Source organism: Pseudomonas sp. (assembly GCF_002796985.1).
In the GTDB taxonomy this organism is placed as follows: domain Bacteria; phylum Pseudomonadota; class Gammaproteobacteria; order Pseudomonadales; family Pseudomonadaceae; genus Pseudomonas.
In genome coordinates, this window is record NZ_PEKX01000004.1 from 344274 (window position 1) to 366895 (window position 22622).

The 22622-nt window shown below is 65.5% G+C and carries 22 protein-coding genes and 1 pseudogene; 9 read left to right on the top strand and 14 right to left on the bottom strand.

From position 1 onward, the window contains the following. Positions 1-65 precede the first annotated feature (65 nt). Positions 66-959, bottom strand: a complete 894-nt coding sequence (locus CTR55_RS04470; protein WP_296284342.1) for a DMT family transporter — start codon at positions 957-959, stop codon at positions 66-68. A 130-nt stretch (positions 960-1089) separates the two neighbouring features. On the opposite strand from CTR55_RS04470, the gene CTR55_RS04475 reads away from it, so the two are divergent. Continuing rightward, positions 1090-1527 (top strand): Lrp/AsnC family transcriptional regulator, encoded by a 438-nt coding sequence (locus CTR55_RS04475; RefSeq protein WP_296284343.1) that lies wholly within the window; start codon positions 1090-1092, stop codon positions 1525-1527. 712 nt (positions 1528-2239) lie between these two features. Here the strand turns inward: CTR55_RS04475 and CTR55_RS04480 are convergent. The 3 genes from CTR55_RS04480 to CTR55_RS04490 form a co-directional block, all read right to left on the bottom strand. After that, positions 2240-3610 (bottom strand): DUF1329 domain-containing protein, encoded by a 1371-nt coding sequence (locus CTR55_RS04480; RefSeq protein WP_296284344.1) that lies wholly within the window; start codon positions 3608-3610, stop codon positions 2240-2242. Between the two features lie 13 nt (positions 3611-3623). Continuing rightward, the gene (locus CTR55_RS04485; protein ID WP_296284345.1) at positions 3624-5585 is read right to left on the bottom strand and encodes a DUF1302 domain-containing protein; all 1962 of its coding nucleotides are present in this window, start codon (positions 5583-5585) and stop codon (positions 3624-3626) included. A 345-nt stretch (positions 5586-5930) separates the two neighbouring features. Then, a complete protein-coding gene (locus tag CTR55_RS04490) occupies positions 5931-6404 on the bottom strand; it encodes a DUF3859 domain-containing protein (protein WP_296284346.1) in 474 nt (157 codons plus the stop codon). Between the two features lie 130 nt (positions 6405-6534). Between CTR55_RS04490 and CTR55_RS04495 the strand changes: the two genes are divergently transcribed. From CTR55_RS04495 to CTR55_RS04515, 5 genes are all read left to right on the top strand, one after another. Then, entirely contained in the window at positions 6535-7401 is an 867-nt protein-coding gene (locus tag CTR55_RS04495; protein ID WP_296284347.1) for a pirin family protein, read from the top strand. 146 nt (positions 7402-7547) lie between these two features. Next, entirely contained in the window at positions 7548-8801 is a 1254-nt protein-coding gene (fucP, locus tag CTR55_RS04500) for an L-fucose:H+ symporter permease (protein WP_296284348.1), read from the top strand. Positions 8802-8978: 177 nt separating this feature from the next. Further along, positions 8979-9470: a (2Fe-2S)-binding protein gene (locus CTR55_RS04505; protein WP_296284349.1), complete on the top strand. Its 492-nt coding sequence runs from the start codon at positions 8979-8981 to the stop codon at positions 9468-9470. Beyond that, entirely contained in the window at positions 9467-11704 is a 2238-nt protein-coding gene (locus CTR55_RS04510) for a molybdopterin cofactor-binding domain-containing protein (protein ID WP_296284350.1), read from the top strand. The genes CTR55_RS04505 and CTR55_RS04510 overlap by 4 nt, the downstream gene beginning before the upstream one ends. Beyond that, the gene (locus tag CTR55_RS04515) at positions 11701-12981 is read left to right on the top strand and encodes a cytochrome c (protein WP_296284351.1); all 1281 of its coding nucleotides are present in this window, start codon (positions 11701-11703) and stop codon (positions 12979-12981) included. The genes CTR55_RS04510 and CTR55_RS04515 overlap by 4 nt, the downstream gene beginning before the upstream one ends. A 41-nt stretch (positions 12982-13022) precedes the next feature. Here CTR55_RS04515 and CTR55_RS04520 read toward each other — a convergent pair whose 3' ends face one another. The 5 genes from CTR55_RS04520 to CTR55_RS04540 all read right to left on the bottom strand — a co-directional run bounded on the left by CTR55_RS04520 (position 13023) and on the right by CTR55_RS04540 (position 18020). Next, a complete protein-coding gene (locus tag CTR55_RS04520) occupies positions 13023-13754 on the bottom strand; it encodes a dienelactone hydrolase family protein (protein ID WP_296284352.1) in 732 nt (243 codons plus the stop codon). Positions 13755-13845: 91 nt separating this feature from the next. Beyond that, entirely contained in the window at positions 13846-15750 is a 1905-nt protein-coding gene (gene htpG / locus CTR55_RS04525) for a molecular chaperone HtpG (protein ID WP_296284353.1), read from the bottom strand. A gap of 108 nt (positions 15751-15858) precedes the next feature. Continuing rightward, a complete protein-coding gene (locus CTR55_RS04530) occupies positions 15859-17103 on the bottom strand; it encodes an MFS transporter (protein ID WP_296284354.1) in 1245 nt (414 codons plus the stop codon). Next, positions 17104-17550, bottom strand: coding sequence for a PaaI family thioesterase (locus CTR55_RS04535; protein WP_296284355.1), 447 nt, complete (start codon positions 17548-17550; stop codon positions 17104-17106). Further along, positions 17547-18020, bottom strand: coding sequence for a PaaI family thioesterase (locus CTR55_RS04540; RefSeq protein WP_296284356.1), 474 nt, complete (start codon positions 18018-18020; stop codon positions 17547-17549). Before CTR55_RS04540 ends, CTR55_RS04535 begins: the two co-directional genes overlap by 4 nt. Positions 18021-18181: 161 nt before the next feature. Between CTR55_RS04540 and CTR55_RS04545 the strand changes: the two genes are divergently transcribed. Beyond that, on the top strand, positions 18182-18403 hold the full coding sequence (locus CTR55_RS04545; RefSeq protein ID WP_296284357.1) for a hypothetical protein: 222 nt from the start codon (positions 18182-18184) through the stop codon (positions 18401-18403). 65 nt (positions 18404-18468) lie between these two features. Here the strand turns inward: CTR55_RS04545 and CTR55_RS04550 are convergent, their stop codons facing one another. The 4 genes and pseudogenes from CTR55_RS04550 to CTR55_RS27365 all read right to left on the bottom strand — a co-directional run. Beyond that, a complete protein-coding gene (locus CTR55_RS04550) occupies positions 18469-19230 on the bottom strand; it encodes a DUF599 family protein (RefSeq protein ID WP_296284358.1) in 762 nt (253 codons plus the stop codon). Between the two features lie 137 nt (positions 19231-19367). Further along, positions 19368-19973, bottom strand: a complete 606-nt coding sequence (locus tag CTR55_RS04555) for an START domain-containing protein (protein WP_296284359.1) — start codon at positions 19971-19973, stop codon at positions 19368-19370. A gap of 123 nt (positions 19974-20096) precedes the next feature. Further along, a complete protein-coding gene (locus CTR55_RS04560; protein WP_296284400.1) occupies positions 20097-20351 on the bottom strand; it encodes a YkgJ family cysteine cluster protein in 255 nt (84 codons plus the stop codon). A gap of 54 nt (positions 20352-20405) precedes the next feature. Then, positions 20406-20540: pseudogene (locus CTR55_RS27365) on the bottom strand (hypothetical protein); the annotation flags it as partial. A 114-nt stretch (positions 20541-20654) separates the two neighbouring features. Here CTR55_RS27365 and CTR55_RS04565 point away from each other — a divergent pair. Next, positions 20655-20996, top strand: coding sequence for a DMT family protein (locus CTR55_RS04565; protein WP_296284360.1), 342 nt, complete (start codon positions 20655-20657; stop codon positions 20994-20996). A 65-nt stretch (positions 20997-21061) separates the two neighbouring features. On the opposite strand, the gene CTR55_RS04570 is transcribed toward CTR55_RS04565, so the two are convergent. Then, a complete protein-coding gene (locus CTR55_RS04570; protein WP_296284361.1) occupies positions 21062-21958 on the bottom strand; it encodes an NAD(P)-dependent oxidoreductase in 897 nt (298 codons plus the stop codon). An 84-nt stretch (positions 21959-22042) separates the two neighbouring features. Between CTR55_RS04570 and CTR55_RS04575 the strand changes: the two genes are divergently transcribed. Then, positions 22043-22594 (top strand): exonuclease domain-containing protein, encoded by a 552-nt coding sequence (locus CTR55_RS04575; RefSeq protein ID WP_296284362.1) that lies wholly within the window; start codon positions 22043-22045, stop codon positions 22592-22594. Positions 22595-22622: the final 28 nt, after the last annotated feature.

A 22622-nucleotide genomic window follows, 5' to 3' on the forward strand; every position in this document is an offset into this window, starting at 1 on the left:
AGTCCGCCTACAGGACCTGTGCGCAGCGGCACAGGTTCCCCGGCATTGTCAGGCAAGCACGGATTTCAGCGCCAGGCCAGGCGTCGCAGGTTCAGGCTCCAGCCGCGTTGCATGCCGGCGGCGGCCAGCAGGATGGCGACCACGCCCAGCCATTGCAACGGGGTCAGGCGGTGGCCGAAGGCCAACCAGTCGACGAAGATCGCGGCGATCGGGTAGACGAACGACAGCGCGCCGGTCAGCGCCGTCGGCAGTTTCTGGATCGCGCCGTAGAGCAGCACATACATAAACCCGGTGTGGACGATGCCCAGCGTCGCCAGGCTGGCCCAGGCCGTGGTGGCCTGCGGCAGTGGCGACAGGGTCGCCCAGGGCGCCAGCAGGAGGACGCCGGTCACCGCCTGGATCAGCGCTATCAGGTGCGGCGGCACGCCGGTCAGGCGCTTGATGATCAGCGCCGCCACCGCGTACAGGGCCGCCGCTCCGAGCGCCAGGGCGATGCCGCCCAGGTAGTCGCTACCCACCTGCCCCGCTTCACCGTGCGCGCTGACGATGGCCAGCATGCCGACGAAGGAAACGCCGAGCCAGGCGAGTTTCTGCGCGGTGACCTTCTCGCCGAGGAACAGCGCGCCCAGCAATACCAGCAGGAACGGCTGCACGTTGTAGACCGCTGTACCGATGGCGATGGATGCCCGCGAGTAGGAACCGAACAGCAGCACCCAATTGCCGACGATGGCCGCGCCGCTGAGCAGCGCCAGGCCGAAGGTGGCGCGGGTGAGGATGCCGGGGCGCAGGAAGCCCATGACCGCGCAGATCACCAGGAGCGTCGCGGCGCCGAACACGCAGCGCCAGAACACCACGTCCAGCACCGGTTGGCCCGAGACAACCACCAACCAGCCGATGGTGCCGCAGATCAGCATGGCGCTGATCATTTCCAGGGTGCCGCGTTTGATCTGCTCGTTCATGGTTGACCTCCGCTCGTTGGAGACCAGTATGAACAGGCGGATTCGCACACTCCATCGCCTGGCGCAGGCGAAACAGGCTGATCACCTTTACTATCAAGGCAAATTACCGATACCACCTTTCGAGGCCGTCATGACCGATGAGATCGACCAACTGCTGATCACCGCACTGATGGAAGATTCGCGCCTTTCGCTCAAGGCGCTGGCCCAGGTCAGCGGCCTGAGCTCCCCCAGCGTGGCCGAACGCCTGCGCAAGCTGGAGGAGCGCCAGGTGATCACCGGCTACACGGTGAACGTCGACCCGCGCGCTTTCGGCTACCAGTTGCAGGCCATCGTCCGGGTGCGCCCGTTGCCGGGGAAACTGCAGGAGGTGGAAAAGCAGATCCTGGCGATCCCCGAGTTCACCGAGTGCGACAAGGTCACCGGCGAGGATTGCTTCTACGCGCGGATGTGCGTGCGCTCCATGGAGCAGTTGGACGAGATCCTCGATCACCTCAACGGCTTCGCCGAGACCAACACCGCCATCGTCAAGAAGAGCCCGGTGAAGCGGCGGTTACCGCCGATGGCGTGAATCCCGGCGTCCCAGCACAACGGCGAACCAATCGCGGACAGAGTCCGCTCCTCCCTGGATAGTTCTGTGTCGACCTCAGCCCTCTCCCTTCGGAGCGGGGCGCGCAGCCAGGGTCCGGAAGAGGGAAAACACTTGTGCGGGGCTTCAGAAGAAGACAGTTTTTCCTACGTATGACCACGTGCCGAAGTTGGCCCGCTCCTACAGGGGGATACCGTGCTATGCGGTTCGCGAGCAAGCTCGCTCCTACAGCTGCTCTTCGCACCCTGAAGACTTCCAGAGAAATATCCGCGCGCTCCGACTGCCCCGTTCAGGAGGCCTCGTTGGATCGGAGTTTCGGGGGTTGAGCGGCATGGATGCCGCGAGAGCGTTGTCGGGCCAGGGATGGCCCGTCAACGCGTGCCTCCGAAACTTCGATTCAACGAGGGAATTTTTCGCCTAAGCGAAAAACCGGATGTCCGGGGCAAGCCTTTTGGTTACTTTTCGGCGCTTGGAAAAGTGACTTGCCCGAGGGGGCGAAACCAGAACTCTCAGCGCACGCCGAAGCGGCGCTGGAACACCCAAGCCCAAGCATGCCAGCCGCAACTGGCACCCATACCAGCATTCGAGCAAGAACATACGCCGGCCCTGCCGGCGGATCGCGGGCAGGGCCGGCCCTTACGCTGTCCGCTGGAAAGAAAAAAGGCCCCTTGCGGGGCCTTTGTCGTTTGCGTGCTTAGCGCGAGGCTTTACGACGCAGCGCCGAGGGGCTGAAGTTGGAATCTTCCGGTGCCGGCTGGCTGAAGTCGGCGGTGCCGGGCTCTTCGTTGTCCAGCCACTGGATGCTGTAGCGGTGCGCCTGGAGGTCGTGGAAGGTGTCCAGTGCGGTCCATACCATCGGCTGCTCGTAGAAGCTCTTCAGGTACGCCTGCGACACACGCCACAGCTCACCACGGCCGTCGTACTGGTCGACCACGGCGGCGCCCCAGCTGTCCTCGTCGAGGTACAGGGTGCGACGCGAGTAGATGTGCCGTGCGCCAGGTTTCAGCTTGCCGTCCACCACCCACACGCGGTGCAGCTCGTAGCGGGTGTACTTGGGATTGATGTGGCCGGGGGTGAGCAGGTCCTTGTATTTAACCTCGGGGCTGGTGACCTGGTAGTTGTTGTAGGGGATGTAGATTTCCTTCTTGCCCACCAGGGTCCAGTCGTAGCGGTCCGGGGCGCCGTTGTACATGTCGGTGTCGTCGGCGGTGCGCAAGCCATCGGAGTCTTCGATGGGGGTGTCATAGGCCAGCGTCGGGGCGCGGCGCACGCGGCGCTGGCCGGGGTTGTAGCCCCAGGCCTGGCGCGGCTCCTTGACCTGGTCGAGGGTCTCCTGCACCAGCGCGCCGTTACCGGCCAGGCGGGCCGGGGCGGTGGTGAAGGTCATGTAGTAGAACAGCGTGTTGCCGAGCTTGTCGTAGCTGCCCTTGGGGTCGTAGAAGCGGAACAGCGCCTCGTCCTGCGAGGTCACCAGCGCGTAGGCGCCGTTGCGCTGCACGCCGGCCTGCGAGGAGCGTCGCACGATATAGGTGCCACGGTAGCGGGCGATGTGGTTCCACACCGCTTCGACGCCGCTCTGCGGGATGGGGAACGGCACACCGCCGTAGGCGTCGGAGAAGCCGTTGCCGCCTTCTACCAGTTTGGCGCTGGTGGCGTTCTTGAAGATGTTGTCGTAGACCCACTGCGGCGCGGAGCCGCTGCGATGGGTCGGGTACACCGGCATCTGGTAGGTGTCGGGGTAGGCGTTGAACAGGGCGATCTGCCCTGCCGTCAGGTTCGCCTTGTACTGATCGAGGTTGGCCTTGGTGATGACGAACTGCGGCTTCTCGCCGGGGAACGGGTCAACGTGGTGCGCGCCCGGTCCCTTGTAGCCGGCGGGCGCCGAGGTCAGGCCACCGCTCCAGGCGGGAATGGTGCCGGCGGCGTTGCCGGCCTTTTCCGCGCCCATGGGCGTCAGGCTGCTTTTCAGCTGGGCGGCCTGGTCGGCCGAGACGGCGGCACGCGCATCGGTGACGGCCAGGGCCGTCAGCGTGGCAAGGACGATCAGGGAACTCTTCTTGTACATGGTTCTCTCCGGATCAGAACGAGTATTTCGCGGTGATCGAGACGTTGTCGCGGTCGCGCATGGAGTTGCTGGAGCCGGCGCCGTAGTAGTTGGTGTACTGGGTGCCGACTTCGAAGGTGTTCAGGTAGCTGGCGTCGATACCGAGGGTGTAGGCCTTGCGCCCCTCGATGAAGTTGCCGGTGCGGTCGGAGTTGCCGCTGAAGTCTTCCTGGTACACGGCGTAGGGCGAGAGCTTCACCCCAGCGTAGACGTCGTTCCAGCTGCCGGTGAGCAGCAGGGTGTAGCCGTAGCTGTCGCGGCTGATCTGCACGTCATCATCGGCACCGCCAACGTAGGCCTTGTCCTGGGAGCCGACGAACTTGCGCTCGCTGCCGTCCCAGGCGGTGTACTTCAGGCTGCTGCCGCGGATGTGTTCGGAAGCCAGTTCCGCCACGCCGGTCATGGAGTCGAAGGTCAGGTGCGGGCCGAAGTTGTAGATGGTCGACAGCGAGATGTTGTAGGTCTCGGCGCGTTCGTAGTTCTCGAACAGCTCGCCACGGCACAGTTGCTTGCCGGCCACCGGGGCGCAGGCCTGGCCTGCGGGAGTGTTGGCATCGAACAGGTTGGTCTGCCCGAGCACGCCCTGGGTCAGCAGGTCACCCAGGAGGTCGTCGGTGGCGGAGATGCTGATCGGCATGTTCGGCCGGTAGGCAATTTCGCCGGACACCGAGGCGTCACCCAGCGTGGTGTTGAAGCTGAAGCCGTACATGCGGATGTCTTCGACATAGTCACGGCGTGCTTCGGCGTTGCTCGCCATGTCCAGCGTGGCCAGCCCCGGCACCGCATCGCCCAGGCCCAGCGGGCCGAGCAGCGAGTTGAGTTCGTCGACATCGACACCCTGGTAGCCGCGCAGGTCGACTGCGATCTGCGGTTCCTTGGCGTGGTAGTTGACGAAGTAGAAACCGAACTCGGTGGAATTCAGCTCCTCGGCGATGTAGCGGAAGGCCACGCCGAACTGCCCGCTGTCGCTGGCTTCGATATCCTTGCCGACGTTGGCGACCTTGAAGGTGCCGGTGTTGGGGTTCAGGTAAGCGTTCGGCCCGTGCGGCCCGTTACCCAGCAGACCGAGGGAAGCCACGGTCGGATAGCCGCCCAGCAGCTCCTTGATCAGCGGGTTGTCCTCGGTGGTGTAGGCGGTGTTGCCGCCGTCGCTGAACAGGTCGGTGTCGGAGAAGTAGGTGCCCACCGAGTCCAGGCGGGTTTCCTTCCACTTCCACTGGTAGAAGGTTTCCATGGACAGGTCGTCGGTGAGGCCGAAGTTGAGGCTCAGGGCCTCGGTCGGCACCAGCACTTCCTTGAGCTCGGAGCCCGGCAGGTGGAAGCGTGCGGCGTCCACCGGGTTGATGGTGTTGATGCCGCCGCGATAGAACACGCCCTCGCCCCAGTTCAGCACCTGGCGGCCGACGCGACCGGTCAGCGGGTGCTCGGCGACATCCCAGCTACCGGACAGGTAGGCATCCAGCAGCTCGGCCTTGCGGCCGGCGATGTGGCGGGTGTCATCGGTGAAGTGATCGTCCTGCGGGAACGACTGGCTGGGACGCTCCACACCATTGGTGGTGTCGTAGTAGTCGTTGCGCTTGTCCATGATCTGCGTGTCGTAATAGGCAGTGCCACGCATGAACAGGCCGTAGTTCTGGTACTTGGCCGCCAGGTCGGAGGTCAGCTTGAAGACCTGGGAAACCAGGCCGGTATCGAAGTTGCGGTTACCGTCGTCGGCGTTGATATCGGTGATGTTGCTTTTCTCGCGGCCCTGTACGCGCCACATGGCGCCGTAGGACAGCGTGCTGTCCAGCGAGCCGGTGATCTCGTTCTCCGCCAGCTTGAACTCCAGGGCCTGAGCCGACCCCGCCACCAGCAGCGGCAAGAGCCCCATTACCGCCCCTGCCCGTCGCGGCGCCCAGAAAATGGACGAACGCGCACCCAATCGACTGTTCATAGACAGCATTACCTCCATGGCCAAGATTTATCGCGCCGGTCATTGCGGCCGGTGCTGTTCTTATTCGTTTCTCGGCTGCCGGCCGCCTCGGATCAACCCGGGCCACCGTGCAGTAACACTCCTGCCAGAGCGCTTGCGGGCGCTTTGGCTCCCTCTCCTCTTTTGCTTGCACGCCGGGAGTTGGGACTATCGTGCAGGCAAAGTAACAAACTGTTTCCCCTGTGCCAATCCACAGGATGTAATCCGTGTCATTCAGTAGGCAAAGAAAAGCCCGGCACATGGCCGGGCCTTCTTCGTACAGATGGTGGCAAAGAGAGTTCGTACAGAGAGTACGTGTCGCGCGAATTACTCGACGGTGAAGGTCTTTTCCGCCAGCAGGCGATCGCCCTGGAACACCATGAAGCGCCACTGCCCCTGTACCACCTCATGGCTCTCGGTGAACTGGTAGGCCATCACGTCGGTGGGCGCGCCCACCACCAGCTTCTGCACCACCTCGAATTTGTCGTGACGCTGGCCGTCCGGGGTCACCACGCCAGGGGTGAAGTACAGCAGGGTCAGCGGGGTGTCGCCCTCCTGCTTGCCACTGAGCTGGTAACGCATGCCGAACTGGGTGCCCAGCTTGGCCGGCACGCGGGTGGTGGCGTCGATCTCTTGTTCACTGCGAGTGAGCACGCGCTCGCCCGGCTGGTAATCCTTGTAGTGGCTGACGAAGACGCCGTACTCGACCGGGCCGTTCACTCGCACTTCGGCAAAGGCCGAGGAGGCGAAGGCAGAAGCCAGGGAGAGAGCCAGGACTGCTGGCAGGCGGGAAATGGACATGTCGCGCTCCTTGTTGGGGTCCGCGCGAGGCTATGACATCGCCATGACAGGCTGATGACAGGTTGACGCCGCTCGGGTCGCCACGACGCCAAGCGTCTATCATGCGTGGATCGGACCACTGGACACCATCATGAGCGCCAACCTGCTAGCCATCCGCCCGCGTGCCGAAGATGTCGAGGGCGTGCCCATCCTGCGGCCCCTGCCGTCAGCCCAGCGCCGCAGCGTCGGCCCCTTCGTGTTCTTCGACCACATGCTCGAAAGCCGCTTCGCGCCGCAGCACGGCATGGACATCCGCCAGCATCCGCACATCGGCCTGTCGACCCTCACCTACCTGTTCGAGGGCCAGGTGCAGCACAAGGACAGCCTCGGTTCCGACCAGTTGGTGCTACCCGGCGACGTCAGCTGGATGACTGCCGGGCGCGGCGTCGCCCACGTCGAGCGCACCCCGGCGGACCTGCTGCACAGCGGCTCGCGTCTGCACGGCCTGCAGGTCTGGCTGGCCCTGCCGCGCGAGCTGGAAGGTTGCGAGCCCAGCTACAGCCACCACGCCAGCGCCAGCCTGCCGGAGAGCGACAGCCTGGGCGTGCGCGTCCGCATGATCGCCGGCTCAGGCTTCTGCCTGGAGTCGCCGGTGCCGGTGCGCTCGAAGACGCTCTACGCCGACTTGCAACTCAGCGCCGGTGCAACCCTGGCGATCCCGGACGAACATCCCGAGCGCGCGCTCTACCTGATCGAAGGCGAGGCACTGCTGGACGATGAGCCGCTGCCGCTGCACGAACTGGTGGTGCTGCCCGAGGGCGAGACCTTCACCCTCTCCGGCTGCGGCGACTGCCATGCGGTGATCATTGGCGGCGACCCACTGGACGGGCCGCGGCGGATGAACTGGAATTTCATCGCCAGCGACCCGGCATTGATCGACAGCGCTCGCGAACGCTGGGCCGCGCGCGACTGGCCGACAGTGCCGGGCGAGCAGGAACGCATCGAACTGCCGCGCTAGCCGTACAGAGACACCGATCAGAAATCGCCGCCCCGCAGTCGAAACCGGCGAATGAAAGGGGACGCGCGATGCGGCTTGCCGCAGCATCGCACCTCCCGAATCCTTGCCGACGGCAAGCCCGCTACTTCTGGCCCAAGGAGTCCGTGATGGACCAGTCGACCGCCAACCGCCACACCAGCGCCCTCACCGTGCTGACCCTGCTGTTCTTCATGTGGGGCCTGATCACCTCGCTGAACGACATCCTCGTGCCGCACCTCAAGGCGGTCTTCACCCTGTCCTACGTAGAAGCCTCGCTGGTGCAGTTCTGCTTCTTCGGCGCCTACTTCATCATGTCCTTCCCCGCCGGGCGGCTGGTGGAGAAAGTCGGCTACAAGAGCGGCATCATCGTCGGCCTGGCCACCGCCGGGATCGGCTGCCTGCTGTTCTATCCTGCGGCCGGCTCGCAGTCCTATCCGTTCTTCCTCGCCGCGTTGTTCATCCTCGCCTCCGGCATCACCCTGTTGCAGGTCGCGGCCAACCCCTACGTCAACGTGCTCGGCCCCGCATCGACGGCGGCGAGTCGGCTGAACCTGACCCAGGCCTTCAATTCCCTGGGCACCACGGTCGGCCCGTTGGTGGGCTCGGTGACCATCCTTGCCATCGGGGCCGGCGCCGCCTCGCAGATCGGCAGCTCGGCCGCCAGCGAGGCCGACTCGGTGAAGACGCCCTACCTGGTGCTGGCCGGTCTGCTGTTCGCCATCGCCGTGCTGATCGCCCTGTTCCGCCTGCCGAAGATTCACCACGGCTCCCCCACCGACGGCGTGGCCGGGCGCCAATCGATCTTCGCCCATCGCCACCTGGTGTTCGGGGTGATCGCGATCTTCTGCTACGTCGGCGCCGAGGTGTCCATCGGCAGCTACCTGGTCAGCCTGATGGGCCAACCGGAAATCGCCGGCCTGCCTGCCGATCAGGCCGGCAAGTACCTGTCGTTCTACTGGGGCGGCGCCATGGTCGGGCGCTTCATCGGCAGCGCGCTGATGCGTGCCATCGCACCGAACCGCCTGCTGGCCTTCAATGCCGTTGCCATCGCAGTGCTGATCGGCACCGCGCTGACCGTCGGTGGGCACATGGCGATGTGGGCGCTGATCCTGATCGGCCTGTTCAACTCGATCATGTTCCCAACCATCTTCTCCCTCGCCCTGGAGGGCCTGGGCAACCTCACCAGCAAGGGCTCCGGCCTGCTCTGCATGGCCATCGTCGGCGGCGCCGTGATGCCGCTGGTGCAGGCCTTCTTCGCCGACCGCATCGGCCTGCTGCCGTCCTTCGCCATCCCACTGGTGTGCTACCTGTACATCATCTGGTTCGGCGTACGCGGCTATCGCGCCGACCAGCCCGCCACGGCGCCCGCGCGCAACGCCTGAAGCCAGCACCTGACGGGGCGCAGTGCCTGCGCCCCTATCGCCCGATTCCTACAGGCCTATCGGCCTGCTCGCCCTAGCTGGCGTCAAGCCGCTCCCGAAGACTCCCTTCCTTTTCCCTGCACCCGCTGTCCTCGGCGGTGATGTCGGGCCTGTCTCTCTCAGGAAGGAGCCCACCCCGTGGCTGATCCCCTCACACTGGTCGTCAACGGCCAGTCCTGGCCGCTCGCCGTGCCAGCCGACACGCCGCTGCTGTATGTCCTGCGCAACGACCTGCAGCTCAACGGCCCCAAGTTCGGCTGCGGCCTGGGCGAGTGCGGCGCCTGCACCGTGCACCTCGATGGCGTCGCCACGCGTTCGTGCATCACGCCGGTCTCCGCCGCCATGGGACGCAAAGTCACCACCCTTGAGGGACTTGGCAGCCTCGAAGCCCTGCACCCGGTACAGCAGGCCTTCATCGACGAGCAGGCGGCCCAGTGCGGCTACTGCACCAACGGCATGGTCATGACCAGCGCGGCTCTGCTCTCCCGCAACCCGACGCCGAGCGACGACGAGATTCGCCAGGAACTGGCCTACAACCTCTGTCGCTGCGGCGCCCATATGGAAATCCTCAACGCCGTACGACGCGCCGCCGGCCGCCGCGGCGATGACAGCCAGGGGAATCCGGCATGAACCTGCTCAGCCGCCGCCACTTCCTCAAGGCTGGCGGCGTGCTGCTGGTCAGTGTCCAGCTGCCACGCCCGCTGCTGGCTCAGGGCGCCGACAATGGCCTGCCGCTCGACCAGCTCGACAGCTTCATCGCCATCGCCGCCAACGGCACCATCACCGGCTCCTGCGGCCATGTCGACCTGGGCACCGGCCTCCGCACCGCCCTGAGCCAGATCGTCGCGGAAGAGCTGAATGTCGATATCCGGCAGGTGACCCTGCTGCTGGGCGACACTCGCTATACACCCGACCAGGGGCCGACCATCGCCAGCTCGAGCATCCAGGTCAGCGCCATCCCGTTGCGCCGCGCCGCGGCCGAAGCGCGGGAGTTCCTCCTGCAGCGTGCCGCGCAAGCCCTGAAGACCGATATCCGCCAGCTCGACTGCGCGGACGGCGCCATCTTCGTCAAACGCAAACCGGCGCGCCGCATCGGCTATGGCGAGCTGCTGCAAGGGCAGCGCTTCGAACTGAAGATCGACGCCAGCGCGCCGCTCAAAGCACACAGCGACTACCGGGTGGTCGGGCATTCGGTGCCACGCCTGGACATCCCCGCAAAGGTCACCGGCGTACTGACCTACGTGCATGACATGCGCCTGCCGGACATGCTCCATGGCCGCGTGGTGCGCCCGCCCTACACCGGCGCCGACGTCAATGCACCACTGGGCAGAAGCCGGGTGGCAGTGGATGAACAGTCCGTGGCCCACCTGCCCGGCTTCGTTCGGCTGGTCGTCATCGGTGACTTCATCGGCGTGGTGGCCGAGCGCGAGGAGCAGGCGATCCGCATAGCTCGCGAGCTGAAGGTGCGCTGGAAGAACTGGAGCGACCTGCCGCCCCTGGGCCTCGACGACCTGGAAGCAACCCTGCGCGCCCACCCCAAGCAACCGCGCCTGCTGCAGGACGATGCGCAAATGGACGCGGTACTCAAGCAAGTCGCCCGCCCGCTGCAGCGCACCTACGTCTGGCCCTATCAGCAGCATGCCTCCATCGGCCCGTCCTGCGCGCTGGCGCACTTCGAGGACGACGTGATGAAGGTCTGGTCGGGCACCCAGAACCCCCACAGCCTGCGCGCCGACCTGGTGACACTGCTCGGCATGCCGCCCGAACAGGTCGAAGTCATACGGATGGAAGCGTCCGGCTGCTACGGGCGCAACTGTGCGGACGACGTGGCCGCCGACGCCGCCCTGCTCGCCATGGCGGTCGGTCAGCCGGTGCGTGTACAGCTGATGCGCGAGGAGGAACACGGCTGGGAGCCCAAGGGCTCGGCGCAACTGATCGAAGTCCGTGGTGGGCTGGACAAGGACGGCAACGTGGCGGCCTACGATTTCACCACCTGCTACCCCTCCAACAACGGCATCAACCTGGCGCTGCTGCTGACTTTGCGGGCGGACACCAAACCCCAGGTGACAAAGATGGGCGACCGCACTGCCGTCCCGCAGTACGCCTATCCGCACATGCGCGTGGTCTGCAATGACGCCGCCCCCATCGTCCGCGCGTCGTGGATGCGCGGCGTGTCGGCGCTGCCCAACGTGTTCGCCCACGAGTCCTACATCGACGAACTGGCGCAGATGGCCGGCGCCGACCCCATCGAATTCCGCCTGCGCTATCTGCACGACGACCGCGCGATTGCGCTGATCAACGCGCTGGCCACCTCCGCCCACTGGCAGCCACGCGTCTCCCCCAACCCACAGGCGCACCAGGGCAACCTGCTGGTCGGCCGTGGCTTTGCCTATGCGCGCTACTTCCACAGTGACTTTCCGGGGTTCGGCTCAGCCTGGGCCGCCTGGATCGTCGACGTTGAAGTCGAGCCACACACCGGGGCCGTCCGCGTGGCCGAAGTCCATGTGGCGCAGGACTGCGGGCAGATGGTCAACCCCGACGGCGTGCGCCATCAGGTCCACGGCAACGTGATCCAGGCCACCAGCCGCGCGCTGATGGAGTACTCCACCTTCGACCGCAGCGGGGTCACCAGCCTGGAATGGGGCGGCTATCCGATCCTCGGTTTCACCCAGGTGCCGAAGATCACCGCGCTGCTGCTCGACCGCCCCGGCACCCCGCCGCTGGGGGCTGGAGAATCCACCTCGGTGCCCAGCGCCGCCGCCATCGCCAACGCCCTGTACGACGCCACCGGCGTGCGCTTCCTGCGCCCGCCGTTCACGCCCGAGCGGGTTCGGGCCGCGCTGCAAGAGAAGCAACCGTCATGAAAAACACTTCACTGGCCGTTATCGGCGGGCTTGCCGCGCTCGCCGTGCTGGGCCTGATCGCCACTTGGCAACCGAGCATTGCACCGATCGACCCGCCGGACCCTGCCAGCTTTGCCGCCGACGCCATCGCGCGCGGGCAGCGGCTGGCCGCCCTGGGCGACTGCGCGGCGTGCCACACCCGTGACGGCGGCGCCCCGCTAAGCGGCGGCCGCGCCATGGCCACCCCGTTCGGCACGCTCTACACCACCAACCTCACTCCGGACCGTGAGGACGGTATTGGCGTCTGGTCCTTCGAGGCTTTCAAGCGGGCGATGCGCGAAGGCATTTCGCGGGAAGGCGACTACCTCTACCCGGCCTTCCCTTACACCGCCTTCACCCGAGTCGGCGACGAAGACCTGCGCGACCTCTATGCCTACCTGATGAGCCGCCCGGCCGTGGAGACCGACACCCCTGACAATCGCCTGCCCTTCCCCTACAACCACCGGCAGATCATGGCGGGCTGGAACCTGCTGTTCTTCGACAAGGGCCCCCTGCCGGCGCAGCCGCAACGGGACACGCAGTGGAATCGCGGCGCCTATCTGGTGGAGGGGCTCGGCCATTGCAGCGCCTGCCACTCGCCGCGCAACGCACTGGGCGCCGAACGCAGCGGCAAGGAGCGCTTTGCCGGCGCGACGGTGGACGGCTGGAAGGCACCTGCGCTCAATGCCGACAGCAAGCCACCCATCCCGTGGGACCAGGCAACGCTGTACGACTACTTCCGCCATGGTTTCTCGCGCTACCACGGCGGCGCCGCCGGCCCCATGGCGCCAGTGGCAGCGGGGCTTGCCCAGCAGTCGGATGCGGACCTGCAAGCCATCGCGCGCTACCTCGCCACCTTCCTGCCGGAACAGCCAGGCAACTTCTCCCCAGAGCAATTGGCCCAGCAGCTGGAACAGCGCACCTACGGCACCCTGCAACCGGCCAGCGGAACTGGCGGACGGCTGTTCAACGGTGCCTGCATGGCTTGCCACCATGACGGCGACAGCCCGAAGCTGAATGGCGTGCGGCCGTCCCTGGCGGTGAGCAGCGACCTGTACGCGGCAACACCGGACAACCTGCTGCTGGTCGTGCTGAACGGCATCGGCGATCCCGCCCGGCCGGAGCTGGGCTACATGCCGGCGTTCCGCAACAGCCTGAACAACGAGCAGATCATCGCACTGGCGCGCTACCTGCGGGAGGACTTCGCCGGCCTGCCGGCCTGGCCGGACCTGGAGTTCAAGGTGGCCAAGCTGCGTTGAGCCGGATCGGGGGAGCGGCGCGATGCCCTCCCCCGATCAGCTCAGGAGCCGAAACGCTCGTCCAGCAGGTCGAACATCGCCGCAAAGGCGCGGCGCGCTACCTTGGCGTCGTACTGCATCTTGCCGGGGATCTGCGCATGCGGGTCGGTGAAGGAATGCGCGGCGCCGCCGTAGCTGGTCAGTGCCCAGTCGACCTGGGCGTCGATCATTTCCCTGGCGAACTCAGTCAACTGCTCACGCGGCACGAAGGGGTCGATGGCGCCGTCGAGGACCAGCACCGAGCCCTTGATGTTCTTCGCATCGGCCGGGTTCGGCGTATCCAGGGTGCCATGGAAGGACACGGCAGCCGCCAGCGGCGCGCCATCGCGGGCCAGTTCCAGGGCGCAACAGCCGCCGAAGCAGAAGCCGAAGGTGGCCAGCCGGGTGGTGTCCAGCGGAACCTTGCCGGCCTGCTCCAGCAAGGTAGCGAGTGAAAGCTGCATGCGCTGGCGCAGCAGCACGCGGTCATTCTTGAGCGGCATCATCGCCGCAGCGGCCTGCTCCGTACCGTTGGGGCGGACATCCTTGCCATAGAGGTCCGCCACCAGCACCACGTAGCCGCGCTCGGCGACCTTGCGCGCGATATCCACGGCGCCCTGGCTGACGCCCATCCAGTTCGGCGCCATCAGCAGGCCGGGGCGCAGTGCGGTACTGGAAGCATCGAACAGCAGCTGGCCCTCGAAGGACACACCGTCCTGGCTGTAGGCGACCGGTTGCACGCTGATCTGGCTCATTGGCTAATCCCCTTTTCGCTTGTCGGTTGGGTGGAGCGGATAAAGAAAGCACAAAGCCCGCCGAAGCGGGCTTTGTTTTTCAGGCGGCGACTCAGGCGGAAAGTTCCACCAGCAGCTTGTTCAGGCGGCGCACGTAGGCGGCCGGGTCCTTCAGGCTGTCCCCCGCGGCCAGGGCAGCCTGGTCGAAGAGGATGTGGGTCAGCTCGCCGAAGCGGTCTTCGTCGGCTTCCGCGTCGAGTTTCTCGATCAACGGGTGGGCCGGGTTGAACTCGAAGATCGGCTTGGCTTCCGGCACCTTCTGCCCGCTGGCCTCGAGGATCTGGCGCATCTGCAGGCCCAGATCCTGTTCGCCGATGGCGAGGATCGCCGGCGAGTCGGTCAGGCGGTGGGACACGCGAACCTCGGCGACTTCCTCGCCCAGCGCGGCCTTCAGGCGCTCGGCCAGGCCTGCTTTGGCCTTGGCGATCTCTTCCTGGGCCTGCTTGTCCTCATCCGAGTCCAGGCTGCCCAGGTCCAGGTCGCCACGGGCGACATCGACCAGTTGCTTGCCGTCGAACTCCGGCAGGTAGCTCATCAGCCACTCGTCGATGCGGTCGGTCAGCAGCAGCACTTCGATGCCTTTCTTGCGGAAGACTTCCAGGTGCGGGCTGTTCTTCACCTGGGCGAAGCTTTCGCCGGTGAGGTAGTAGATCTTGTCCTGGCCTTCCTTCAGACGACCGATGTAGTCGGCCAGGGAAACGCTCTGCTCGCCGCTCTCGTCGCTGGTGGAAGAGAAGCGCAACAGGCCGGCGATCTTGTCCTTGTTGGCGAAGTCCTCGGCCGGGCCTTCCTTCAACACCTGGCCGAAGTTTTTCCAGAAGCCCTTGTAGGCTTCGGCGTCGTTGCTTGCCAACTTCTCCAGCATGTCCAGCGAGCGCTTGGTCAGCGCCGACTTCATCGAATCGACGATGGGGCCGGACTGCAGGATCTCGCGGGAGACGTTCAGCGACAGGTCGTTGGAGTCCACCACGCCCTTGATGAAGCGCAGGTACAGCGGCAGGAACTGGTCGGCCTGGTCCATGATGAACACGCGCTGCACGTACAGCTTCAGGCCGCGCGGGGCCTCGCGGTGGTACAGGTCGAACGGCGCGCGCGCCGGAACGTACAGCAGCGAGGTGTACTCAAGCTTGCCCTCGACCTTGTTGTGGCTCCAGGTCAGCGGGTTCTCGAAGTCATGGGCGATGTGCTTGTAGAACTCCTGGTATTCCTCGTCCTTCACCTCGGTGCGCGGACGGGTCCACAGGGCGCTGGCGCGGTTGACCACTTCCCACTCGGTTTCAGCCGGCTTGTCAGCCTCTTCACCGTGGTGTTCCTTGGGCAGCTCGATGGGCAGCGCGATGTGGTCGGAGTACTTCTTGACGATGTTGCGCAGGCGCCAGCCGTCGGCGAACTCGTCTTCGCCGTCCTTCAGGTGCAGGACGATGCGGGTGCCGCGCTCGGCTTTCTCGACGGTGGCGACTTCGAAGTCACCTTCACCCTTGGAGGACCAGTGCACGCCCTCGCTGGCCGGTGCGCCGGCACGACGGCTGAAGACGTCGACCTTGTCGGCGACGATGAAGGCGCTGTAGAAGCCCACACCGAACTGGCCGATCAGGTGCGAATCCTTCTTCTGGTCACCGGAGAGGTTCTTCAGGAAGTCGGAGGTGCCGGACTTGGCGATGGTGCCCAGGTGCGCAATGACTTCCTCGCGGCTCATGCCGATGCCGTTGTCTTCGAGGGTGACGGTCTTGGCGTCCTTGTCGAAGCTCACACGGATTTTCAGCTCGGCGCCGCCTTCGAGCAGCTCAGGCTTGGCCAGAGCCTCGAAACGCAGCTTGTCGGCGGCGTCCGATGCGTTGGAAATCAGTTCGCGAAGGAAGATTTCCTTGTTCGAATACAGGGAGTGAATCATCAGGTGAAGCAGCTGCTTCACTTCGGTCTGGAAGCCCAGCGTTTCTTTTTGAGTCTCCGCGCTCATCGTTTCTCGCTCCGAGGATGGCAAATGCCGCGTCGTGCGGCCGATGTCAGCGAGATGGGGGCTTCCCGAGCCAATTCAAGGGGTTGGAGAAAAATCGCCGGTGGGCGGTCAGCGTGCCGACAGTTCGATGTCCGTCACTTCGCTGGGACGCAGGGTGTAGCTGGCCTCGCCCGGCCCCTCGATGACCTGGCGGATGACGATGCGCCCATCGGCGTTCAAGCCAACGAAAACACCCTCGGCGATCCGGCCACGCTCGGTGGTCGCCCGCATGCTGCGGTTGATATAGCGCTGGGGCGCGGCCAGCAGGCGTTCCAGGGAAAGATGCCCGCTTTCCGGCGTCGGCTGCACTGGGGGGCTCACTTTCACCGGGACGGCTGCCGAGACCGGAAGCACGGCTGTGCTGACCGCCTTCAGCCGGGGGTAGCGGTCGTCACGAACGCCCCACCCTCGCGTCGGGTTCTTCTCCAGTGTCACCTGCAGGTCCTGCGGCTCGCCGCCGACGATGAGACTCAACGGAACTTCCTGGGTGGCACGCTGGGTATCCAGGGTAGGCAGGCGGGTGATGGTGACATCACGGCTAGCGAAGCGCCGCTGCAGATAGTCCTGCAGCACATAACGCAGGGTATCGCGGGAATCGAAGCGGGTATCGACCTCGCCGTTGCGGTAGCGCAGGCGGTCGGTGAACACCTCGAGAGTGCCGGACAGCGTGGTCCGCATCTCCGTCGGCAGCACCAGGTGGAAAGCGCCTTCCATGCGGTTGGGGGCCTTCGGCGTCAGGTCCAGGTGCAGGCTGTAGCCGCGTTGCAGGCGCACCGCTTCGGGCAAGTCCTGGCCAGGCGCGAGCCAGCTGACTTCGATTTCCGGCAGGCTGCCCTTGTCGTCGGGCAGCACATCCAGCCTGATCGGGCCGCTGACCGGAGCGGCCAGGCGCACCTGCAGCTCTCGGTGGGCATAGAAGTCCTGCCCTTCGCGCAGACTGAGCACGCCGTCGATGAATTCGGCCTGCTCGGGCACGAAGCGCTTGCCGTTGAGCTCCCCACGCAGATCGATGGCCAGTTCGGGCTTGGCAACCGGCTCGGGTTTCAGCCATTCCAGGCGCAGGATGGCCTCCAGTCGCGCACTGTCCTGGCTGGCCAGCATCGTCAGGCCGACCACCAGCGGAATGCAGCCCAGACTGCCGAGCGCCACGGCGCTACGGGCGTGGCGCCAGTGAACCAGGACAAACAGCAGCGCCAGCGGCGGTAGCAGGCTGGCCAGGCCCCAGAACAGGCTGCGTTCGAAGGCGCGGGCGATCAGCCAGACGTACCCGGCGATGATCAGCAGCAGGCCGAGCAGGATCAGCAGCGTATCCATTCAGGCGCCGTCGACCTTGAAGTGCGCGCGGGCGGTGGCGATGGGCTCGGTACGGGTGGTCTGCCAGGCGGTGATGGCGACGTTGGCCACGCGCCGGCCCTGGCGCCATACCTGGCATTGCGCATAGGTATCGCGGAAATGCCCGGCACGCAGGTAGTCGATGGAGAAGTCGATGATCTTGGGCATGTGCGGAATGCCCATGAACATCAACAGGTGCAGCAGCGCCGAGTGCTCCATGAAGCCGGCGATCACGCCGCCATGCAGGGCCGGCAGCGTGGGGTTGCCGATGTTGTCCGGGTTGGCCGGCAGCTGGAAGATCGCGTCGTCGCCCAGGCGCAGGCAGCGAATACCGAGCAGCCGGGCGTAGGGGATCATGTCCAGCAGCGGGTCGTAGTTCTTGCTCTCGTGCGCGGCGCGCACCATCTGCTCGATGTTCACCTTGCTCATCCCTGGCCTCCATCGACGTCGCGCTTCACCGCGCCGGCGGAAATCGCCTTGCCCATGCGCATGAAGGTGCCCACCACGTGGGCGATGGGCTCGGAAGGATCGTCCTGGTAGGCGTAGCCGCGGGTAAAGATGATGTTCGGGGTGACCCGGTAGCACTCGGCGAACCCGTAGACATCCTTGTGTGGATCGGCCGGGTGCATGTAGTCGATGCGCAGGTCCAGAGTCGGGCAGATCTCGAACTGCGGCAGCACGCAGACGGTGGAGATACCGCAGGTGGTGTCCATCAGCGTGGTAATGGCGCCGCCGTGGATCACACCGGTTTCCGGGTTACCGACGATGGCCTCGCTGTACGGAAGCCGCAGGGTCAGGCCGGAGGCGTCTGCCGCGTGTGCGCTGATGCCCAGCAATTGGCAGTGACGCAGCGCCGAGAGAAAGCGCTGGGCGCGCTCAAGGAGTGGGTTTTCGGACATGACGAAAGACGACCGATTGACTGCACGGGGCGGCATCATAACTCGGTCGCTGTCACTCCTGCAGTGATGAAATACAGGGCCTGAGGAATATTCGTTGAACTAATTCACACAACCCTTGTTCAAAGGGCTAACACCAGGAAAGCCGCACATGGAGGCTCCGCATGAAAAAAAACCTTCCCCTCGCTCTGATCCTCGTCGCCGGTCTGGGCCTTGCCGCCTGTGACAAGAAAGAAGAGCAGAAAGCCCCGGCTGCGCCCGCCGCAACCGAGCAGCCGGCGACTCCGGCGCCGACCACCCCGCCGGCACCTGAAGCCGCCCCGGCTACTCCGGCTGCCCCGGCCACCGCGCCGCAGGAGCCCGCCGGCGACGAGCAAAAGCAGTAATCGCGCTTCCGCCGTACAGCACAAGGCCCGCATTTTGCGGGCCTTGTCGTTTCTGCCGTTGGCTGTCAGCCGCTGGGGGGAATGTCGTTGTCCCGCGGCGCGTCACCCTGGAGCGTCGGCGTGTAGACCATCACATGGAGCACGCTGGAATGGAACTCGCGCTGGTACAGCACCCCGACGACACCGGCCGTCACCAGGATGAAGATCCACGGGTTGATGAACCAGGCCAGCATGGCCATGCCGAAATAGTAGGAGCGCAGCCCCTGGTTGAACTGGTGCGCGGCCAGGGACACCACGCGCGCCGCGCGCTCTGCGAAGGACTTGCGTTCCAGCTCGCCGACATTGCGTTCCCCCACCATGGGCGCGGAGCCGATCAGCACGGCGGCGAAGTTGTACTGGCGCATGCACCAGCTGAAGGTGAAGAACGCGTAGACGAACACCACTGCCAGGCACAGCAGCTTGAACTCCGACAGGCCGCGGGTGGGAGGCATGACGAACGGGAGATCGGCGAGCACCGACACCGTGCGCTCCGCCGAGCCCAGCAAGGTCAGGATACCGGCGAGGATGATCAGGGTGCTGGAGGCAAAGAACGAAGCGTTGCGCTCCAGGTTGCCGATCACGCTGGCGTCCGCGACGCGGTTGTCGCGCAGCAGCACACGGCGCATCCAGTCCTGGCGATAGAGGTGCAGCACACTGGCCAGGCACGCGGTGTCGCGGGCCTTGGTCTTGGCGTAGCGGGTATAGCCGATCCAGCAGAACAGGAACCAGAGGATGGCGAGCAGGATCCAGAAGTACTGGATGTCGAACAGGTCGACGACGTCGGTCATGGATTTCCTTGCAACTCGAGGCGGAGTGGAGTCGGTACGCAGCCGATAGACGCCAGTTTATCCCGCCAGGACACCACTCCCCAGAAACAAAAAACCGCCCGAAGGCGGTTTTTTCACGAGGCAGGCGACTGCGCCTATTACTTCTCGGCAGCGCTGCGCAGGCCCTTCAGGGTGTTCAGCGGCGCATCGACCACGAAGCTGTTGGCCAGCCAGGAAGGGATGCTGCCGCCCGGCTCGGTCTGTACCTGGTAGGTCACTTCGGTCACGCCAGCGCCCTTGGGCACCAGCTTCCACTCGCCGATCAGCTTCGGCACGCGGATTTCACCCTTTTCTTCCGGGATGTAGGTCGGCTCGGCCTTCAGGTGACGGATCAGGCCGCCGTCGGCGGTCTTCTCGGTGGTCACGTGGATCACCACGTCGCGGCCGGTGACCGGCCAGGGCATGTCGATCTTCGAGTAGGTCCAGGAATTGTCGCCTTCGGTTTTCAGCAGGCGCATCTCGCCGCAGGCGTGGATCCACTTGCAGGAGCCGGCCACGTCTTCCTGCAGGGCGTTGATCTTGGCCACATCGGCCTTGATGTCGACGACGCCACGGTAGGCCTTGTACTTGGAGCCGGCAACGGGGCTGAGGAAGACCTTCACGCCGTCTTCTTCCTTCTCCAGCTTCCAGTCTTCGGCCAGGGCAGTGCCGGCAAAGCCCATTACGGCTGTGGCCAGCAGGGTCATACGCAATACACCACGCATCGTCTTACCTCTCTTTATTCTTGATCTTGTGGGGCCGGCAATTGCGTCACCCCTTTGCAATCCGCGGTCTTGAGCGGGTCGGGGCGTCAGTATGGACCGCGAAAACGTGACTTCCAAGTCACATCAGGCAGCCGTGATGCGCTCCCACTCGGTGAGGATCAGGAGGGCCTGCTCGTTGCTGCTGCCGCAGGCATCGGCGTCCGCATCGAAGGCCGCACAGACCTTTGGGCGCCGCGCGTCGCCGAATAGTTGGCACAGATTGCGCTCATCCAGCTGCACGCAGCGCACGCCTGCCGGCTTGCCGTCAGGCATGCCGGGAATGGGCGAGGAAATCGACGGCGCGATGCAGCACGCGCCACAGCCGATACGGCATTGCATGGATGAACTCTCGACAGGGAAATCATGGGCTGGAGCGCAGCAGCCCTCGGGCAACGCCACGTTCAGATGCTGCCCTTCAGGCTCCAGCGCCGGAGCCAGCAGAAATAGGTCGCCGAGCATATAGCTCGTCGACCATTCCGCCAAGCTGGCCGGATCAGCGGGGAACTCCAGCCACCACGGGCGCGCCAGCGACCAGCCGTGCCGCGCCTCCCCAGCATACGAACTTCATCACCTCCGCGCCCCTTGGCTGTCGAGTCGCGCATCCACTAGGCTCAGGCGCAGTCCCTTACTGGAGCCGCTGCCATGCCGGTCTGGCTGCAAACCGCGTTTCTTCTGTCGCTCTCCAACCTGTTCATGACCTTTGCCTGGTACGGCCACCTGAAAACCCTGAGCAGCAAGCCCTGGATCATCGCGGCGCTGGTCAGCTGGGGGATCGCACTGTTCGAGTACTTGCTGCAGGTGCCGGCCAACCGCATCGGCTACACAGTGATGTCGGTGGGGCAACTGAAGATCATGCAGGAAGTCATCACGCTGGCGGTCTTCGTGCCGTTCAGCGTGTACTTCATGCAGCAGCCACTGAAGCTCGACTATCTATGGGCCGGCATGTGCCTGCTGGGCGCGGTGTACTTTATCTTCCGCGCCTGAAGCGATCAGGGGCGGCGCACGACGACCTCCGCGACCGATAGCGCCACCTGCGGGGGAGAAAGCGATCAGGACTCGGACGGGTCCTGAAGGCGGGTGATCAGACTGGAAGTGTCCCAGCGCCCGCCACCGGCGGCCTGCACCTCGGCGTAGAACTGGTCGACCAGCGCCGTGACGGGCAGTTGCGCGCCGTTGCGACGAGCCTCGTCGAGGACGATCCCCAGGTCCTTGCGCATCCAGTCCACGGCAAAGCCGAAGTCGAAGCGGCCTTCGAGCATGCTCTGGTGACGGTTCTCCAGTTGCCAGGACTGCGCAGCGCCCTTGCTGATCACTTCCATCGCCGCCAAGCCGTCGAGGCCGGCGCTCTGGGCGAAGTGCAGCGCCTCGGACAACCCCTGCAGCAAGCCGCCGACGCAGATCTGATTGACCATCTTGGTCAGTTGGCCGCTGCCCACCGGCCCCATGCGTCGCACCATGCGTGAATAGGTGGCGATCACCGGCTCGGCGCGGGCGTAGATGTCCGCATCGCCGCCGACCATCACCGTCAGCGCACCGTTCTCGGCGCCCGCCTGGCCGCCGGAAACCGGGGCATCGAGGAAGCTCAGCTCGCGCTCGGCCGCTGTCAGCGCCAGTTCGCGGGCCACTTCCGCCGAAGCAGTGGTGTGGTCCACCAGCACGGCGCCGGGCTGCATGCCGGCCAATGCGCCGTCGTCGCCCAGCACCACACTGCGCAGGTCGTCATCGTTGCCCACGCAGCACATCACGAAGTCCGCCCATTGCGCGGCGTCACGCGGGGTATCGGCCGAGCGGCCGCCAAACTGCTTGACCCACTGGGCCGCGCGGCTCGCGGTGCGGTTATAGACGCACACCTCATGCCCTTCGCGCGCCAGGTGCCCGGCCATGGGGTAACCCATCACGCCCAGGCCGATGAAAGCCACTTTCGCCATCGCAGTCCCCTTGTCCATGAAGGCGGTCAGCCTAGCACAGCGGTTTGCCGGTCCCTCAAACGCCTTCCATACTCGTTTCGAACCCAACCACGAGCACCGACTATGCCCCACTGGCTGGTAATCGACCTGGAAGCCACCACCGAGGAAGGCGGCTGGCCGGTCGAGGAGATGGAAATCATCGAGATCGGCGCCAGCCTGGTGGCCGAGGCCGACGGCCGCGAGCTGGACCACTTCCAGCGTTTCGTCCGCCCGCAGCGGCGCCCGCTGCTGACGACCTTCTGCCGCGAACTCACCCACATCACCCAGGCCAACGTCGACGCCGCCGCGCCCCTGCGCGAGGTGTGGCCGCAGTTCGAGCGCTGGCTCGCGCAGCACAGCCCCCGGCTGGCGGGCTGGACCAGCTGGGGTGACTACGACCGCCATCAGTTGGAGTTGGAATGGCGCCGCCAGCAACTGGACAGCCACCTGGCCCGCGTTCCCCACGTCAACCTCAAGCAGCGCTTCGCCCAGGCCCGCCAGCTCAAGCGCCCGGTGGGCCTGAACGCCGCGCTGCACCTGGCCGGCCTGCACTTCCAGGGGCAGCCGCACCGCGCCCTGGAAGATGCCCGCAATACCGCCCGGCTGCTGCCGCTGACCCTGCCCGTCGCCGGCTGAAACCCTCCTTCAATCACTGACCGCATGG